The organism is Enterobacter sp. Ag1 (assembly GCA_000277545.1).
Lineage (GTDB): Bacteria > Pseudomonadota > Gammaproteobacteria > Enterobacterales > Enterobacteriaceae > Cedecea.
Genome location: AKXM01000005.1, coordinates 122,297 through 140,109 on the forward strand (window position 1 = coordinate 122,297; position 17,813 = coordinate 140,109).

At 55.7% G+C, this 17,813-nt stretch carries 15 protein-coding genes; 12 read left to right on the top strand and 3 right to left on the bottom strand.

Going from position 1 to position 17,813, the window contains the following annotated elements:
- Positions 1-85: 85 nt before the first annotated feature.
- The 5 genes from phoB to malZ all read left to right on the top strand — a co-directional run bounded on the left by phoB (position 86) and on the right by malZ (position 7,365).
- Complete coding sequence (gene phoB / locus A936_RS03125) at positions 86-775, top strand: phosphate response regulator transcription factor PhoB (protein WP_008454506.1); 690 nt, start codon at positions 86-88, stop codon at positions 773-775.
- Between the two features lie 22 nt (positions 776-797).
- Entirely contained in the window at positions 798-2,105 is a 1,308-nt protein-coding gene (gene phoR, locus A936_RS03130; protein WP_008454508.1) for a phosphate regulon sensor histidine kinase PhoR, read from the top strand.
- Positions 2,106-2,530: 425 nt separating this feature from the next.
- Complete coding sequence (gene brnQ / locus A936_RS03135; RefSeq protein WP_008454510.1) at positions 2,531-3,850, top strand: branched-chain amino acid transporter carrier protein BrnQ; 1,320 nt, start codon at positions 2,531-2,533, stop codon at positions 3,848-3,850.
- Positions 3,851-3,922: 72 nt separating this feature from the next.
- Positions 3,923-5,293, top strand: coding sequence for a proline-specific permease ProY (proY, locus tag A936_RS03140; RefSeq protein WP_008454512.1), 1,371 nt, complete (start codon positions 3,923-3,925; stop codon positions 5,291-5,293).
- A 254-nt stretch (positions 5,294-5,547) separates the two neighbouring features.
- Complete coding sequence (gene malZ / locus A936_RS03145) at positions 5,548-7,365, top strand: maltodextrin glucosidase (protein ID WP_008454517.1); 1,818 nt, start codon at positions 5,548-5,550, stop codon at positions 7,363-7,365.
- Between the two features lie 24 nt (positions 7,366-7,389).
- Here malZ and A936_RS03150 read toward each other — a convergent pair whose 3' ends face one another.
- Positions 7,390-8,307: a LysR family transcriptional regulator gene (locus A936_RS03150; protein ID WP_008454520.1), complete on the bottom strand. Its 918-nt coding sequence runs from the start codon at positions 8,305-8,307 to the stop codon at positions 7,390-7,392.
- 163 nt (positions 8,308-8,470) lie between these two features.
- Here A936_RS03150 and A936_RS03155 point away from each other — a divergent pair, with 163 nt between their 5' ends.
- The 3 genes from A936_RS03155 (at position 8,471) to A936_RS03165 (ending at position 11,613) form a co-directional block, all read left to right on the top strand.
- On the top strand, positions 8,471-9,112 hold the full coding sequence (locus tag A936_RS03155) for a hydrolase (RefSeq protein WP_008454522.1): 642 nt from the start codon (positions 8,471-8,473) through the stop codon (positions 9,110-9,112).
- A 66-nt stretch (positions 9,113-9,178) separates the two neighbouring features.
- A complete protein-coding gene (locus A936_RS03160; RefSeq protein WP_008454525.1) occupies positions 9,179-9,724 on the top strand; it encodes an antibiotic biosynthesis monooxygenase in 546 nt (181 codons plus the stop codon).
- Between the two features lie 20 nt (positions 9,725-9,744).
- Positions 9,745-11,613 (top strand): amidohydrolase, encoded by a 1,869-nt coding sequence (locus tag A936_RS03165; protein ID WP_008454528.1) that lies wholly within the window; start codon positions 9,745-9,747, stop codon positions 11,611-11,613.
- A 52-nt stretch (positions 11,614-11,665) separates the two neighbouring features.
- Here the strand turns inward: A936_RS03165 and A936_RS03170 are convergent, their stop codons facing one another.
- The gene (locus A936_RS03170; protein WP_008454530.1) at positions 11,666-12,268 is read right to left on the bottom strand and encodes a peroxiredoxin C; all 603 of its coding nucleotides are present in this window, start codon (positions 12,266-12,268) and stop codon (positions 11,666-11,668) included.
- Between the two features lie 200 nt (positions 12,269-12,468).
- Positions 12,469-13,050: an ACP phosphodiesterase gene (acpH, locus tag A936_RS03175; protein ID WP_008454532.1), complete on the bottom strand. Its 582-nt coding sequence runs from the start codon at positions 13,048-13,050 to the stop codon at positions 12,469-12,471.
- A gap of 114 nt (positions 13,051-13,164) precedes the next feature.
- On the opposite strand from acpH, the gene queA reads away from it, so the two are divergent.
- From queA to secD, 4 genes are all read left to right on the top strand, one after another.
- Entirely contained in the window at positions 13,165-14,235 is a 1,071-nt protein-coding gene (gene queA / locus A936_RS03180) for a tRNA preQ1(34) S-adenosylmethionine ribosyltransferase-isomerase QueA (RefSeq protein ID WP_008454534.1), read from the top strand.
- A 219-nt stretch (positions 14,236-14,454) separates the two neighbouring features.
- Positions 14,455-15,582, top strand: coding sequence for a tRNA guanosine(34) transglycosylase Tgt (gene tgt / locus A936_RS03185; protein ID WP_008454535.1), 1,128 nt, complete (start codon positions 14,455-14,457; stop codon positions 15,580-15,582).
- 21 nt (positions 15,583-15,603) lie between these two features.
- Positions 15,604-15,936, top strand: coding sequence for a preprotein translocase subunit YajC (gene yajC, locus A936_RS03190; protein ID WP_008454538.1), 333 nt, complete (start codon positions 15,604-15,606; stop codon positions 15,934-15,936).
- Between the two features lie 27 nt (positions 15,937-15,963).
- Positions 15,964-17,811, top strand: a complete 1,848-nt coding sequence (gene secD / locus A936_RS03195; RefSeq protein WP_008454540.1) for a protein translocase subunit SecD — start codon at positions 15,964-15,966, stop codon at positions 17,809-17,811.
- Positions 17,812-17,813 lie beyond the last annotated feature (2 nt).

Below are 17,813 nucleotides of genomic sequence, written 5' to 3' on the forward strand. Positions count from 1 at the left end.
TCATCTTTTTCATAAATCTGTCACAAATCTGACGCATACTGGCGCACAATTAATAAGAGATGGTCTCTTTTCAACAGGGTAAATCATGGCGAGACGCATTTTAGTCGTAGAAGATGAAGCTCCGATTCGTGAAATGGTGAGCTTTGTGCTCGAGCAAAATGGCTTCCAGTCGGTAGAGGCGGAAGATTATGACAGCGCGGTTAACCTGCTGATTGAACCTTTCCCCGACCTGATCCTGCTGGACTGGATGCTGCCAGGCGGTTCCGGGATCCAGTTTATCAAGCACCTGAAGCGTGAAGCGCTGACCCGCGAAATCCCGGTGATGATGCTGACCGCGCGTGGCGAAGAAGAAGATCGCGTGCGTGGCCTTGAAGTCGGTGCCGATGATTACATCACTAAGCCGTTCTCGCCTAAAGAGCTGGTGGCGCGTATTAAAGCGGTGATGCGCCGTATTTCCCCGATGGCGGTGGAAGAAGTGATTGAGATGCAGGGGCTGAGCCTTGACCCGTCCTCACACCGCGTGATGACCGGCGAAGATCCGCTCGACATGGGGCCAACTGAATTTAAGCTGTTACACTTCTTTATGACCCACCCGGAGCGCGTTTACAGCCGTGAACAGCTGCTCAATAACGTGTGGGGAACGAACGTTTACGTTGAAGACCGTACCGTAGACGTGCATATTCGTCGCCTGCGTAAAGCGTTGGAAACAAGTGGTCATGACAAAATGGTGCAAACAGTTCGCGGCACGGGTTATCGTTTTTCAACCCGTTTTTAATATGCTGACAGGAGCGTGACGCGTGCTGGAACGGCTGTCATGGAAAAGGCTGGTACTGGAGCTGGTGCTCTGTTGTATGCCAGCGGCAATTCTCGGATTGATTTTTGGCCACCTGCCGTGGTTTTTACTGGCGGCGGTGACCGCCCTGTTAAGCTGGCATTTCTGGAATTTACTTCGTCTTTCCTGGTGGCTGTGGGTTGACCGCAGCATGACCCCGCCGCCCGGGCGGGGAAGCTGGGAACCTCTGCTGTACGGGCTGCACCAGATGCAGCTGCGTAATAAAAAGCGCCGCAAAGAGTTGGGCAACCTGATCAAACGCTTCCGAAGCGGAGCCGAATCGCTGCCCGATGCGGTGGTGCTGACCACCGAAGAAGGCACCATTTTTTGGTGTAACGGCCTGGCGCAACAGCTGCTTGGCCTGCGCTGGCCTGACGACAGCGGCCAAAATATCCTCAACCTGCTGCGTTACCCTGAATTCTCGCAATACGTGGCGAAGCAGCAGTTTGGTCGCCCGCTGACGCTGATACTCAACAATGGCCGTCATCTTGAGTTCCGCGTGATGCCCTACGCCGACGGGCAGTGGCTGATGGTGGCGCGAGACGTCACGCAGATGCACCAGCTTGAAGGCGCTCGCCGCAATTTCTTTGCCAACGTTAGCCATGAGCTGCGCACGCCGCTGACCGTGTTACAGGGTTACCTGGAGATGATGCAGGATCAGGCTCTGGAAGGGCCGCTGCGGGATAAAGCGCTGCATACCATGCGCGAGCAAACTTCGCGCATGGAAGGGCTGGTGAGGCAATTGTTAACGCTGTCGCGCATCGAAGCTGCGCCCACGCTGTCGATGAATGAGAAAATCGACGTGCCGCTGATGCTGCGCGTGGTGGAACGAGAGGCGCAGACGTTGAGCCAGCAGAAGCAAACGCTCACTTTTAACGTTGAGCCAGGGCTGCAGGTTTACGGCAACGAAGAGCAGCTGCGCAGCGCGATCTCTAACCTGGTGTATAACGCGGTGAATCACACGCCTGCCGGGACGCACATCACCGTCACCTGGCGCAGGCTGCCTCACGGCGTAGCGTTCAGCGTGAAGGATACCGGGCCGGGGATCTCCGCCGAGCACATTCCGCGCCTGACGGAGCGTTTCTACCGAGTAGACAAAGCGCGTTCCCGGCAGACCGGAGGCAGCGGGCTGGGGCTGGCCATCGTGAAGCATGCCCTTAGCCATCATGATGCGCGGCTGGATATCGAAAGCGTACCGGGGCAGGGCTCGACGTTTTCGTTCATCCTGCCCGAGCGCTTAATCGCCCCTGAGTCAGCGGTGGCTGCACATTAATTCACCGCAACCGTCAAGTACACTTTCCACAGGCCAGTTTTCTGGCCTTTTTGTTTGTATTTTCACCACTCGTTAAGCGATGAATATCGAATTGATGCTTTTTTGTCCGCATGATAAGCCATAACAAAAGCGTATAATCAACTTTATTCACTGGTTATGCGTATTTTTAAAGGATATATTTCTGGTTTCCCGATCCCTTCTTGTCTTCAAACGCTATAAGCGTTTTAATTGCCCCCCTGTTATTACCAGACCGACTGAAATTGCGTGGTAATTCGACTAACTATTCTTCGCCACCGATCCGGAGAAGCATATTCCGCTGTCGTTACCGGTAATAACCGCGTTTTTACCGAACGTTATTTGGACTGAACGTCGGTTTAAAAATTTGAGCATTTTCAACACCACACATCCACAGGCTGCTTTATTTTATGACCTATCATTTGAAATCTCGTGACATCATCGCTCTGGGCTTTATGACCTTTGCGCTGTTTGTCGGCGCGGGCAACATTATTTTCCCTCCTATGGTTGGCTTACAGGCGGGCGAGCACGTCTGGACGGCGGCGCTTGGCTTCCTGGTCACGGCGGTAGGTTTACCCGTTCTGACTATCGTGGCGATTGCCCGCGTCGGCGGAGGTATTGACAGCCTTAGCTCGCCGATTGGCCGCCGCGCCGGTATTTTGCTGGCGACCGTCTGCTACCTCGCCGTAGGGCCGCTGTTTGCCACGCCGCGTACCACCACCGTTTCCTTTGAAGTGGGGATTGCTCCGCTGACCGGCATGGGCGATATGCCGCTGTTTATTTACAGCCTGGTGTACTTTGCGCTGGTGATCGGGATTTCTCTGTATCCGGGTAAGCTGCTGGACACCGTGGGCCACGTGCTGGCGCCGGTGAAAATCATCGCGCTGCTGATCCTGGCGGCCGGGGCGGTGCTGTGGCCAGCCGGTGGCCTGAGCACGGCGACTGAAGCCTACCAGAACGCGGCGTTTTCTAACGGCTTCGTGAACGGCTACCTGACGATGGACACGCTGGCTTCGCTGGTGTTCGGGATTGTTATCGTGAATGCCGCGCGCTCTCGCGGTGTGACCGAATCTCGCCTGCTGACCCGCTACACGATTTGGGCTGGCCTGATTGCCGGTATCGGCCTGACGGTTATCTACCTGGCACTGTTCCACCTCGGTTCCGATAGCGCGAACCTGGTCGATCAGAAAGCCAACGGCGCGGCTATTCTGCACGCTTATGTGGCGCATACCTTTGGCGGGGCCGGTAGCTTCTTCCTGGCGGCGCTGATCTTCCTGGCTTGTCTGGTTACCGCCGTGGGCCTGACCTGTGCCTGCGCGGAGTTCTTTAGCCAGTATCTGCCGCTCTCTTACCGCTCGCTGGTATTTATCCTCGGCCTGTTCTCGATGGTGGTATCTAACCTGGGCCTGAGCCACCTGATTCAGATTTCGATCCCGGTACTGACGGCAATCTATCCACCTTGTATTGCCCTGGTGGTGCTGAGCTTCACCCGTCCGTGGTGGAACAACTCCACCCGCGTGATTGCCCCGGCGATGCTGATAAGCCTGCTGTTTGGTATGATTGACGGCATTAAGGCATCGGCCATCAGCGACATGCTGCCTGGCTGGGCGGCGAAACTGCCGCTGGCGGATCAGGGACTTGCCTGGCTGCTGCCGACCGTTGCGATGGTAGTGATCACCGCTATCTGGGACAAAGCAGCGGGGCGTCAGGTCACCTCCGCCGCCCACTAATTTTTTGATTGCTAAGTAACCACGGAGTCGTCCTCCGTGGTTTTTTTATTGTAAAGCGTGGAACCTGGATTCATGGAAAACACCAACAAGCTCAAGCGCGGTTTGAGCACCCGGCACATTCGATTTATGGCGCTGGGGTCGGCGATTGGCACAGGGCTGTTTTACGGTTCGGCGGACGCCATCAAAATGGCGGGGCCGAGCGTTCTGCTGGCGTATATCATCGGCGGCGTGGCGGCCTATATTATTATGCGCGCGCTGGGCGAAATGTCGGTGCACAATCCCTCTGCCAGCTCGTTTTCTCGCTATGCTCAGGACAACCTTGGGCCGCTGGCTGGCTATATTACCGGCTGGACCTACTGCTTTGAGATTTTGATTGTTGCCATCGCCGACGTGACCGCGTTCGGCATCTACATGGGTATCTGGTTCCCGGCGGTGCCGCACTGGGTCTGGGTGCTGAGCGTGGTGCTGATTATCTGCGCCATCAACCTGATGAGCGTGAAGGTGTTCGGCGAGCTGGAGTTCTGGTTCTCATTCTTTAAAGTCGCCACCATCATCATCATGATTATTGCCGGGATCGGCATTATCGTGTGGGGGATTGGCAACGGCGGCCAGGCGACCGGTATCCATAACCTGTGGAGCAACGGTGGCTTCTTCAGCAACGGCTGGCTGGGCATGATCATGTCTCTGCAGATGGTGATGTTTGCCTACGGCGGGATTGAGATTATCGGCATCACCGCAGGCGAAGCGAAAGATCCGCAAAAATCCATTCCGCGCGCAATAAACTCCGTGCCGCTGCGTATTCTGGTGTTCTACGTGGGGACGCTGTTTGTCATCATGTCCATTTATCCCTGGAACCAGGTGGGCACCGAGGGCAGTCCGTTTGTGATGACCTTCCAGCATATGGGCATTACCGCTGCAGCCGGTATTCTGAACTTTGTGGTTATCACGGCTTCGCTCTCGGCAATTAACAGCGATGTGTTTGGCGTGGGCCGCATGCTGCACGGCATGGCCGAGCAGGGTAGCGCGCCTAAAATCTTCGCCAGGACTTCCCGCAACGGTATTCCGTGGGTCACAGTTGTGGTGATGGCCTGCGCGCTGCTGCTGGCGGTTTACCTGAACTACATCATGCCGGAAAACGTCTTCCTGGTGATTGCATCGCTGGCAACGTTCGCCACCGTTTGGGTCTGGATAATGATCCTGCTGTCGCAGATTGCCTTCCGCCGCCGCCTGTCGCCGGAAGAGGCGAAAGCGCTGAAATTCCCGATCCCCGGTGGCGTAGCGACGACCGTCGTGGGCCTGGTGTTCCTGGTGTTTATTATCGGGCTGATTGGTTACCACCCGGATACCCGTATTTCGCTGTACGTGGGCTGCGGCTGGATTGCGCTGCTGCTTATTGGCTGGGTTGTTAAGCGCCGGGTTAAGGCGCAGTCGTTGCCAGTGTAGTGGCTGATTCGGTTAGAACGCGGTATCTGGTTTTACCCTCACCCTGACCCTCTCCCTGGCAGGGAGAGGGGATAAATAGCGTTCTCCTCATTCGTTTTTCCCCCTCGCCCCTTTGGGGAGAGGGCCGGGGTGAGGGGAATAATTTCTCCCGTCTCCACCCCTCCTGTCCTCCCCTAAATTAACCCGGAATGATGAGTGATAAAGCCTTATGCTGTGGCAAGGTGGCGTCATTTTTAAGCGATGGGAAAGTTACTATGTTGAATGCCTGGCACCTGCCGGTGGCGCCGTTTATCCAGACGCGGGAACGCAGTCTTGTCATTACCCTGTGGCTGGCGGGGGATGACTTGCCGGAAAAAGTGATTCTGCGCGGCGAAAAAGATAACGAAGAGATTTCTCTGGGCATGGTGCGCCAGAAACAGGCTCCCCTTGAGGGCGTTGTCGCCTGGAAAGTCACCCTCGATACCGCCGAAGGGCAGCCGCGCCGTCGCTACAGCTTTAAGCTACTCTGGCAGGACAGGCAGCGCTGGTACACACCTCAGGGCTTCCAGACAACGCCGCCGGCCCGGCTGGAACAGTTCGCTTTTGATACGCCGGATGACGGCCCGGATTGGGTGCAGGACCAGGTGTTCTATCAGATCTTCCCGGATCGTTTTGCGCGCGGGGCTAATCGCCAGCCGGTGCAGGATAACGTTTATTTTCATCATGCGGCCGGGCGGGATATCGTCCGCCGGGAGTGGCATGAGCCTTTAACCGGGGAAGCCGGAGGATCGACGTTTTACGGCGGCGATCTGGACGGGATCAGTGAAAAGCTGCCGTACCTGAAAAAGCTCGGCGTGACGGCACTTTATCTGAACCCTATTTTTACCGCGCCCAGCGTGCATAAGTACGACACTCAGGATTACCGGCAGGTAGACGAGCAGTTTGGCGGTAATGCCGCTTTCCTGCGGCTGAGGGAAAATACGCGCCGGCAGGGGATGAAGCTGATGCTGGACGGCGTTTTTAACCACAGCGGCGATACGCACGGCTGGTTTGACAGGCATCAGAACGGTGAGAATGGCGCCTGCCATCACCCACAGTCTCCGTGGCGCGACTGGTACAGCTTTTCTGACGAAGGGTTGGCGCTGGACTGGTTGGGCTATTCCAGCCTGCCTAAGCTGGATTATCGCTCGGCCACGCTGGTGGATGAGATCTATCGCGGCGAGCAAAGCATTGTGCGGCACTGGCTGCGGGAGCCCTGGGGCATTGACGGCTGGCGGCTGGACGTAGTGCATATGCTGGGAGAGGAAGGCGGGGCGAAAAATAATCTTCTGCACGTCAGCGGCATTACCCAGGCGGCAAAAGAAACCAAACAGAATGCTTACGTCCTCGGCGAGCACTTTGGCGATGCCCGGCAGTGGCTGCAGGCCGATGCCGAAGATGCCGCCATGAACTATCGCGGTTTTACTTTCCCGCTGTGGGGATTTTTGGCAAACACCGATATCTCTTACGAGCCGCAGGATATTGACGCCCAAACCTGTATAGCATGGATGGAAGAGTACCGCTCGGCACTTTCCCATCAGCAGCAGCTGCGCATGTTTAACCAGCTCGACAGCCACGATACCGCCCGTTTTAAGTCGATTCTTGGTAAAGATGTTGCCCGCTTGCCGCTGGCCGTCATCTGGCTGTACGCCTGGCCCGGCGTGCCCTGTATTTATTACGGCGATGAGGTGGGGCTGGATGGCAACAACGATCCTTTCTGCCGCAAGCCTTTCCCGTGGCAGAAACAGGATCAGGATTTAGATCTGCTGGCGCTTTATCAGCGGCTCGGCAAGCTGCGCAAGCAAAGCCGGGCGCTTCGTCACGGTGGTTGCCGGGTCATCTACGCTGAGCAGGATGTCGTAGTGTTCGTGCGTGCTTATCAAAACGAACGTGTTCTGGTGGCCATCAATCGCGGCAGCGAGGTTCAGGCCACGCTCCCGTGGGATGCCTTGCTGAGCGGCAGAGCTTGGACGCAGATCGAAGGCGAGGCGTCGCTCAATAACCGCGAGCTGAGCTTGCCTGCCGTCAGCGCCGCGGTCTGGCGCAGTCTTTAGGTCGGTAACCCGGCGGGAAGAGGTTTAGCTCTCCGCCGGGGGCTGATAAAGGGCGTTGACCAAATCCCCTTCAATGATCTTTTCTCGCCACCAGCGTGCGGCCAGGCCTTCACCCCGGTTATGCCAGCCGATGTAGGTCACGTCCGTCTGGCGGAACGATACAACCGGTTTTTCAATTAATTTGCCGCTGCTCAGGAGTGGCTGGGCGATGTGGCGGGGTAAAAATCCGCAGGCCAGGCCCGAGACTAAAATAGCGACCTTGCTAGGGAAGTCGAACACCACCACGCGTTCTTGCTCTTCAATGTAATTGGTGTTGATTGGCTGGCAGTAACGTGCCGTATCGCCTATGATGGCCGCACGATGGCGGCAAACTTCGTCACTGGAAAGCACATGTTCCGCTTTTGCCAGCGCGTGCTTGGGGGAGACGACAAACACGTTGTCCAGCGTGCCCAGCATCTTGTAGGCGTATTCGGATGACGTCGGCGGCTCGTTAATGGCGCCGAGAATAATGTTCGCGCCGTTGTGGGTCAGCTCTTCCCAGGCACCTGCCAGCGTATGGTGGGTAAAATTAAGCGTGGTTTGCTGGTCGAGGGCGTAGAACTCCTCCATCAGCGGCAGCAGCAGATGGAAGGGAAATGAACCGTCCAGCGCAATAGTCAGCGTTTTTTCCCAGCCGGAGGTGGAGCGTAAAGCCTGGCTTTCCAGATCCTTCGCGGCGCTGAGCACCATCCGCCCTTTTTCCAGCACAATCCTGCCGGTGTCGGTAAATTTTGCCCGATGGCCTGAGCGATCCAGCAGTTTAATATTCAGATCGTTTTCTAGCTTCTGCACCATATAACTCAGCGCCGCAGGCGTTTTAAACAGCGATTCAGCGGCGGCGGCAAAACTGCCGTGCTTATCTAAGGCATCAAGAATGAGCAGCACATCTAAATTTACACGCATAGTGATAATCCGTTCGGGCTTTGGCCTTGCAAAAGTCTATCACCAAAAAATTAAATAAGACGTTAGAAAATTCCGGCTATCAACCCTGCGGCAGTATGCAGAAAATAAAGGCGTCATCCAGAGATGGATACCTTAATAACTCATTGATAGCTGAGGGAATAAAATGTCTATTCGTGAACTGATTGACCCAACTAACTCCGCCCTTATTTTTATCGATCACCAGCCGCAAATGGCTTTCGGCGTGGCGAATATCGATCGCCAGACCCTGAAAAATAACACTGTGGCGCTGGCAAAGGCGGGCAAAATATTTAAGGTGCCGACGATTTATACCTCCGTCGAAACCAAAAGCTTCAGCGGCTATATCTGGCCTGAATTATTAGCCGTTCATCCTGACATTAAGCCCATTGAGCGTACTTCCATGAACTCCTGGGAAGATAAAGCCTTTGTTGAGGCGGTGAAGGCGACGGGCCGTAAAAAACTGATTATTTCAGCGCTGTGGACCGAAGTGTGCCTGACCTTCCCGGCGCTGATGGCGCTGGAAGAAGGCTTTGAAGTGTATGTGGTGACCGACACTTCCGGCGGGACTTCTGTGGATGCCCACGAACGCGCCATTGACCGGATGGTGCAGGCCGGTGCCGTGCCGGTGACCTGGCAGCAGGTTCTGCTGGAGTACCAGCGCGACTGGTCACGCAAAGAAACTTATGACGCGGTGATGAACCTGGTTCGTGAGCACAGCGGGGCTTACGGCATGGGCGTCGACTACGCTTATACGATGGTTCACGGCGCGCCGGAACGTAAAGCCTGATGGATCACACTCGGGGCGGGTTCGCCGCTCCGTTTTTCCTCCCTATTCTGACTCAGGAATTGCGGCATGGCCGACAACAATACCGTTACGCTGGTGATCACCCACGCAATCCGGCCAGGCGAGGCCGCTCGCTACGAACAATGGCTGGAAAAGATCATGCCGACCGCCGCTCGTTTCCCCGGTCACCTTGGGGTGCATGTGATTCGCCCCACGGCCGGGAACGACACCTATAACGTGGTGATTCGCTTCGACACGCTCGAGCATCTCAATGCCTGGACTGACTCCCCTGAACGCCATCGCCTTGTGGCAGAGATCAAATCCTCTCTTGCCGATGACGACAAAGTGCAGGTGCACACCGAAACGGCCTTCTGGTTTACCCCGGAAAGCGCGACGGTGAAACGCCCGCCGCAGTGGAAGCAGTTCCTGATCACGCTGCTGGTAATCTTCCCCAGTACCAACCTTGTGCCGTGGCTGACGGGCATGTTGTTCCCAGGTTTACGCGGCACGCTTCCCGGGCACTTGCTTAACGATGCCTGCGTGGTAGCGCTGGTGGTCTGGCTCTGGATGCCGATGGTGACGAAGCTGTTTGCCGGTTGGCTAAAAAAAGCATGATTTCTCAGGAGTCCCTGATTATGTCTCAACATGCCTCACTGATTTTAACTCATGGCCAGTTTCACACGCTGGATAAAGAGAATCCGCTTGCAGAAGCGGTAGCGATTAAAGACGGTACAATTCTGGCAGCGGGCAGCACCGCCTATGCGATGAGCTTTGCCGGAGAAGGTAGCCAGGTCGTCGATTTGAAAGGCCACACGGTGATCCCCGGCCTGAACGATTCGCACCTGCACCTGATTCGCGGCGGGCTGAACTACAACCTTGAGCTGCGCTGGGAAGGCGTGCCTTCACTGGCCGATGCCCTGCGCATGCTAAAAGAACAGGCGCTGCGCACGCCGTCTCCGCAGTGGGTACGCGTGGTGGGGGGCTGGACAGAGTTCCAGTTTGCCGAACGCCGCATGCCTACCATCGAAGAACTTAACGAGGCCGCGCCCGATACGCCGGTATTCGTTCTGCATCTGTACGACAGAGCTTTGCTCAACCGCGCCGCGCTGAAAGCGGTGGGCTATACCAAAGAGACGCCAAACCCGCCGGGTGGCGAGATTGTCCGTGACGGCAACGGGAATCCGACCGGAATGCTGGTGGCGAAGCCTAACGCGATGATCCTTTATTCCACGCTGGCAAAAGGGCCGAAACTGCCGCTGGAGATGCAGGTGAACTCAACGCGGCAGTTTATGCGAGAGCTGAACCGCCTGGGCGTGACCAGCGCGATTGACGCGGGCGGTGGTTTCCAGAACTACCCTGAGGATTACCAGGTTATCGACGAGCTGCACAGTAAAAAGCAGATGACGGTGCGCATTGCCTATAACCTGTTTACCCAGCGCCCTCAGCATGAGCTGGAAGATTTTGAAAAATGGACCGACATGCTGACGCCGGGGCAGGGCACCGACTTCTACCGCGCCAACGGGGCCGGTGAAATGCTGGTGTTCTCGGCTGCAGACTTTGAAGACTTCCTGCAGCCACGCCCGGATTTGCCGGACGGCATGGAACAGGAGCTGGAGCGTGTGGTGCGCCATCTGGTTGAACACCGCTGGCCGTTCCGGCTGCATGCCACCTACAACGAGTCCATCAGCCGCATGCTGGACGTGTTCGAAAAGGTCAATCGCGATATTCCGTTCAACGGTCTGCACTGGCTGTTTGACCACGCAGAGACGATTACCGAACGCAATATCGACCGGGTTAAGGCGCTGGGCGGTGGGATTGCGGTTCAGCACCGCATGGCTTTCCAGGGCGAATACTATGCGGAGCGCTACGGGATTGAGGCGGTGAAACAAACGCCGCCGGTGGCGAAAATGCTAGCCGCAGGTGTGCCCGTGGGGTTAGGCACCGACGCCACGCGCGTGGCGAGCTACAACCCGTGGACGGCGCTTTACTGGCTGGTGTCCGGGCGCACTGTGGGCGGTATGCAGATGTACGACGAGAATAACCGTATGTCCCGCGATGTCGCCCTTGAGCTATGGACCGCAGGCAGCGCCTGGTTCTCTAACGAGCAGGGCAAGAAAGGGCGGATTCAGGCGGGGCAACTGGCTGACCTGGTTGTGCTGTCTCAGGACTACTTCAGCGTGGCGGAAGAGGCTATCAAGGGTATTGAATCGGTGATGACCGTGGTGGATGGAAAAGTGGTTTATGCCACCGGAGCCTTTACGCCTCTGGCACCGCCAGCCATTCCCGTTGTGCCTGACTGGTCGCCTGTGGTGAACGTGCCGGGGCATTACCGCTCCGCGCCACCAGCGGCGGCAAAAGTGGGGATGATGGCATCGGTGCATCAGTGCTGCGGGAGCTGTAACGTTCACGGGCATCAGCATGATGTGGCGCGTAATTCCTCGATTCCCATCGGCGATGAGACGGCGTTCTGGGGCGTGATGGGCTGTTCCTGCTTCGCCTTCTGACAAAAACAAAAAAGGCCGCAATCGCGGCCTTTTCTTCGAACTTGCTTAGCGATTACAGCTTAGCAACGTTCTCGCTCAGGTACTTAGCAACGCCGTCCGGAGACGCGTTCATGCCTTCTTTCCCTTTTTCCCACTGAGCCGGGCACACTTCGCCGTGCTCTTCGTGGAACTGCAGCGCGTCAACCATACGCAGCATTTCGTCGATGTTACGACCCAGCGGCAGATCGTTCACAACCTGGTGGCGAACGATACCGGCTTTGTCGATCAGGAAGGAACCGCGCAGCGCAACGCCCGCTTCCGGGTGTTCGATGCCGTAGGCTTGCTGGATTTCACGTTTGATATCAGCAACCATCGCGTATTTCACTTCGCCGATGCCGCCTTTATCAACCGGGGTTTTACGCCATGCGTTGTGAACGAACTCGGAGTCAAAAGATACACCAACGACTTCTACGCCACGTTTCTGGAATTCTTCGTAACGCTTGTCGAACGCGATCAGTTCAGACGGGCAAACGAAGGTGAAGTCCATCGGCCAGAAGAACACAACGGTTGCTTTACCGTTGGTGTGTTTTTTGAAGTTGAAGTTTTCAACGATTTCGCCATTGCCCAGAACGGCAGCAGCGGTAAAGTCAGGGGCTGGACGAGTAACCAGGACCATATGTACTCCTGTTAATTTTGTTAAAGTGAATGTTAACGCAACGGGGGGAGTATAGGGGCTCCATTCCATGTAGCTCAATGGCATCTTGCCAATCAATCAGATAGGTTTTGGCTATCAAAAAGACGCATATCTTGATGCCGATAACCAAGATAGCCCTTTTTTCGAAAAGGGCAAGTTGTTCTAACGTGAACCGGGAACGATCACAAACTTTTTTGTTCCGCCATCACCATCATGCGTGGGTAGAACTGCCAGAACAACTCCTCCAACTGGTCATAATGGGCGTCGAGATCGTGCCAGGAGGCTCGCAGGGCATCAAGTTTTGGTCTACGGCTTGCCATCCCATTGAGAACGTTAGCAATAAAATCCATATCCTGATAACGCTCCAGCCAGCGTTCACGCCATAAATAGTTATTAAGGTTAATGAAGCGCGGCGGCGTGTCGTTAAGCTTGGGCACAATCTGCCCGCGAGCATAGGCGATAAAATCCTCGAGCCCGATATCCGGGCAGACTTTATGCCAGTGGCGCGACAGGAAGTGGTCCCACATGACATCCAGAGAAATCGGCGACACTCGCCGCGTCTCTGGGCTGAACCAGCCGCGCGCTAGAGCCACCTCCGGCAGTCCGTCCGTCAGGACATCGACTCTGCGGTGCATATAAATGCCGGCCACGACCTCGGGCGAAAAGCTGTCGTCCGGGCTGCCGCGCACGAAATCCGCCAGCAAATTTCCCAGCAGTGAACTTTGGGCCAGATGTGCCAAATGCAGGTGGGCGAGAAAATTCATCGAATAGTTATTCCATTTATGGCGTTAAAACGGCCTGAGCAGGGTAAACGTGTTGCAGGGAAAGCCCCCTGCCACTAGACTAAGCCGCCTGTTTTTAAGTCTGAGTGCTATACCATGCGCGTTGCTGATTTTTCCTTTGAACTGCCTGAATCCCTGATTGCTCATTATCCGCAAGCCGAGCGCAGCAGCTGCCGCTTGCTGTCACTTGACGGGCCGACGGGCGCATTGGCGCATGGCACTTTCACCGATTTGCTCGACAAGCTCAACCCCGGCGACCTGCTGGTGTTCAATAACACCCGCGTAATCCCGGCTCGCCTGTTTGGCCGTAAAGCCAGCGGCGGGAAAATTGAAGTACTGGTCGAGCGTATGCTGGATGATAAACGCATTCTGGCACATATTCGCGCCTCTAAAGCGCCAAAACCCGGCGCCGAGCTGCTGTTGGGCGATGATGAAAGCGTACACGCCACCATGGTTGCGCGCCACGATGCGCTGTTTGAGGTCGAGTTTAACGACGAGCGCGCCGTACTGGATATCTTAAATAACATCGGCCATATGCCGCTGCCACCGTACATCGACCGCCCGGATGAAGAAGCCGACCGCGAGCTTTATCAAACGGTTTATAGCCAGAAGCCGGGGGCGGTTGCTGCGCCGACAGCAGGTCTGCACTTTGACGAGCCGCTGCTGGAAAAACTGCGCAATAAAGGTGTCGATATGGCGTTCGTCACGCTGCACGTCGGGGCGGGGACGTTCCAGCCGGTGCGCGTGGACAGCATCGAAGACCACATCATGCACTCTGAGTATGCCGAAGTGCCTCAGGACGTTGTGGACGCAGTGCTGGCCTGTAAAGCGCGTGGCAATCGCGTTATTGCGGTCGGAACTACGTCGGTACGCTCCCTGGAAAGCGCCGCTCAGGCTGCGCAGAACGACCTGATCGAGCCGTTCTTCGGCGATACCCAAATCTTTATCTATCCGGGCTATCAGTACAAAGTGATCGACGCGCTGGTGACGAACTTCCACCTGCCGGAGTCTACGCTGATTATGCTGGTCTCCGCGTTTGCCGGTTATAAAAACACAATGCACGCTTACCACGAGGCGGTGAAAGCGGAATATCGCTTCTTTAGCTACGGCGATGCGATGTTCATTACCTGTAATCCGCAGGCGATAAACGAACGCCCGGGGGCGTGATTGCCCCTCACCCTGGCCCTCTCCCCGCGGGGAAAGGGGATAATAAGGGATGTATCCTCTCTCCCTCGTGAGAGTATTGGGTAACAGAGAAAGTATTCTCCCTCTCCCTTCCAGTGAGAGGGCCGGGGTGAGGGTAACCCACCCCCGCTTATTCCGCCGTGAGCACCGCCCACGGCGTTAATTGACTCACCAGACTGTTTCTCTGGTGCTGGAGGAAATGTGAAATTTGAATTAGATACCACCGACGGACGCGCACGACGCGGTCGCCTGGTCTTTGAACGTGGAACCGTCGAAACCCCGGCCTTTATGCCGGTTGGTACTTACGGCACCGTAAAAGGGATGACGCCGGAAGAAGTTGAAGCCACGGGCGCGCAGATTATCCTGGGCAATACCTTCCATTTATGGCTGCGTCCTGGCCAGGAAATCATGAAACTGCACGGCGACCTGCATGATTTTATGCAGTGGAAAGGCCCAATCCTGACGGACTCCGGTGGTTTCCAGGTATTCAGCCTGGGCGATATCCGTAAGATCACCGAAGCGGGCGTGCATTTCCGCAACCCGATCAACGGCGATCCTATTTTCCTCGATCCTGAAAAATCCATGGAAATTCAGTACGATCTGGGGTCCGATATCGTCATGATCTTCGACGAATGTACGCCGTACCCGGCGGACTGGGATTACGCTAAACGCTCCATGGAAATGTCCCTGCGTTGGGCGCAGCGTAGCCGCGATCGCTTTGATTCCCTTGGAAATAAAAATGCGCTGTTCGGCATTATCCAGGGCAGTGTTTACGAAGATTTACGAGATATCTCGGTAAAAGGTCTGGTAGAGATTGGCTTTGATGGCTACGCTGTCGGCGGCCTGGCGGTAGGCGAGCCGAAGGAAGACATGCACCGTATTCTGGAGCACGTTTGCCCGCAAATCCCTGCCGACAAACCACGTTACCTGATGGGCGTAGGTAAACCGGAAGACCTGGTTGAAGGGGTTCGTCGCGGTATCGACATGTTCGACTGCGTCATGCCAACTCGTAATGCGCGTAACGGTCACCTCTTCGTGACGGACGGCGTAGTGAAAATCCGCAATGCTAAGCATAAAGATGACACCGCCCCGCTCGATGCCGAGTGTGATTGCTATACGTGTCGCAATTATTCACGTGCCTACTTGCATCATCTCGACCGTTGCAACGAAATACTGGGCGCGCGTCTCAATACCATTCATAACCTGCACTATTACCAGCGTTTAATGGCTGGTTTACGCCAGGCCATTGAAGAGGGTAAATTAGACCACTTCGTGACGGATTTTTACGAGCGGACAGGTAAGCCGGTTCCACCTTTGAACGTTGATTAATTTAATAATGAGGGAATTTTAATGAGCTTTTTCATTTCTGATGCTGTCGCTTCTGCGGGTGCTGCTCCAGGACAGAGTCAATGGACTTTGATTCCAATGTTGGTGGTGTTTGGCCTGATTTTCTATTTTATGATCCTGCGTCCGCAGCAAAAGCGTACCAAAGAGCATAAAAAACTGATGGACTCCATCTCCAAGGGTGATGAAGTGCTGACCAACGGTGGCCTTGTTGGCCGCGTAACCAAAGTAGCTGAAACTGGCTACATTGCTATCGCGCTGAACGATACCACCGAAGTGGTTATCAAACGTGATTTCGTAGCTGCCGTTCTGCCGAAAGGCACCATGAAGGCGCTGTAATTTTCGTTTTCCCTAAGGGAACTACACGTGTTAAACCGTTATCCTTTGTGGAAGTACATCATGCTGATCGCCGTGCTGGCGATTGGCCTGCTGTATGCGCTTCCCAACCTGTATGGTGAGGATCCGGCAGTTCAGTTAACTGGCGTGCGCGGTGCCGCCGCCAGTGAACAAACGCTGATCCAGGTCGAAAACACCTTAAAACAAGAAAATATCACCGCTAAGTCTGTGGCGCTGGAAGAGGGCGCTATTCTCGCTCGCTTCGACTCTACCGATACCCAGCTCCGTGCGCGTGAAGCGTTGATGAGCGTGATGGGCGACAACTATGTCGTGGCGCTTAACCTTGCTCCTGCTACCCCTCGCTGGATGTCGACTATCGGTGCGAACCCGATGAAGCTCGGCCTTGATCTGCGCGGCGGCGTCCACTTCCTGATGGAAGTCGATATGGACACAGCGCTGGGCAAGCTCCAGGAACAAAATATCGATGGCCTGCGCAGCGACCTGCGTGACAAGGGCATTGCTTACACCAACGTGCGTAAAGCCGACAATTACGGCGTAGACATCGTCTTCCGTGATTCAAGCGCGCGCGACTCAGCAAGAGATTACCTCTCCTCCCGCCATCGCGATCTGGTGTTCTCCAACCAGGGGAGCAATACGCTGCGTGCCGTGATGAGCGATGCTCGCCTGAGCGAAGCGCGTGAGTACGCGGTCCAGCAGAACATCAATATCCTGCGTAACCGTGTAAACCAGCTTGGCGTCGCCGAACCACTGGTGCAGCGTCAGGGTGCTGACCGTATCGTGGTTGAGCTGCCGGGTATTCAGGACACCGCACGTGCGAAAGAAATCCTGGGGGCGACCGCTACGCTGGAATTCCGCCTGGTGAACACCAACGTGGATGCCTCTGCGGCAGCCTCTGGCCGCGTGCCGGGTGACTCCGAAGTGAAGCAAACTCGCGAAGGTCAGCCGGTTGTGCTGTACAAGCGCGTGATTCTGACCGGGGACCACATCACTGACTCCACGTCCAGCATGGATGAATACAACCAGCCTCAGGTAAACATTTCCCTGGACAGCGCTGGCGGTAACATCATGTCTAACTTCACTAAAGACAACATCGGCAAGCCGATGGCAACCCTCTTTGTGGAGTACAAGGACAGCGGTAAGAAAGACGCGAATGGCCGTTCCGTCCTGATGAAAGAAGAAGAAGTTATCAACGTGGCGAACATTCAGTCTCGCCTGGGTAACAGCTTCCGCATCACCGGGATCAGCAACCCGAATGAAGCTCGCCAGCTTTCTCTGCTGCTGCGTGCTGGTGCGCTGATTGCGCCGATTCAGATTGTTGAAGAACGTACCATCGGTCCAACCCTGGGCCTGGAAAACATCAAGCAGGGCCTGGAAGCGTGTCTGGCGGGTCTGGTGGTCTCCATCATCTTCATGATCTTCTTCTATAAGAAGTTTGGCCTGATTGCGACCTCTGCGCTGCTGGCTAACCTGGTGCTGATTGTGGGGATCATGTCCCTGCTGCCGGGGGCGACGCTGACCATGCCGGGTATTGCGGGTGTCGTCTTAACCCTTGCGGTAGCGGTGGATGCCAACGTACTGATTAACGAACGTATCAAAGAAGAACTGCGAAACGGACGTTCGGTACAGCAGGCAATTGATGAAGGCTACAAAGGCGCGTTCAGCTCCATTTTCGATGCCAACATCACCACGCTTATCAAAGTTATCATCCTGTATGCCGTGGGCACCGGGGCGATCAAAGGGTTTGCTATTACCACCGGTATTGGCGTTGCGACCTCGATGTTTACCGCAATCGTCGGCACCCGTGCCATCGTGAACCTGTTGTACGGCGGCAAACGCATCAACAAGCTGTCTATCTAAGG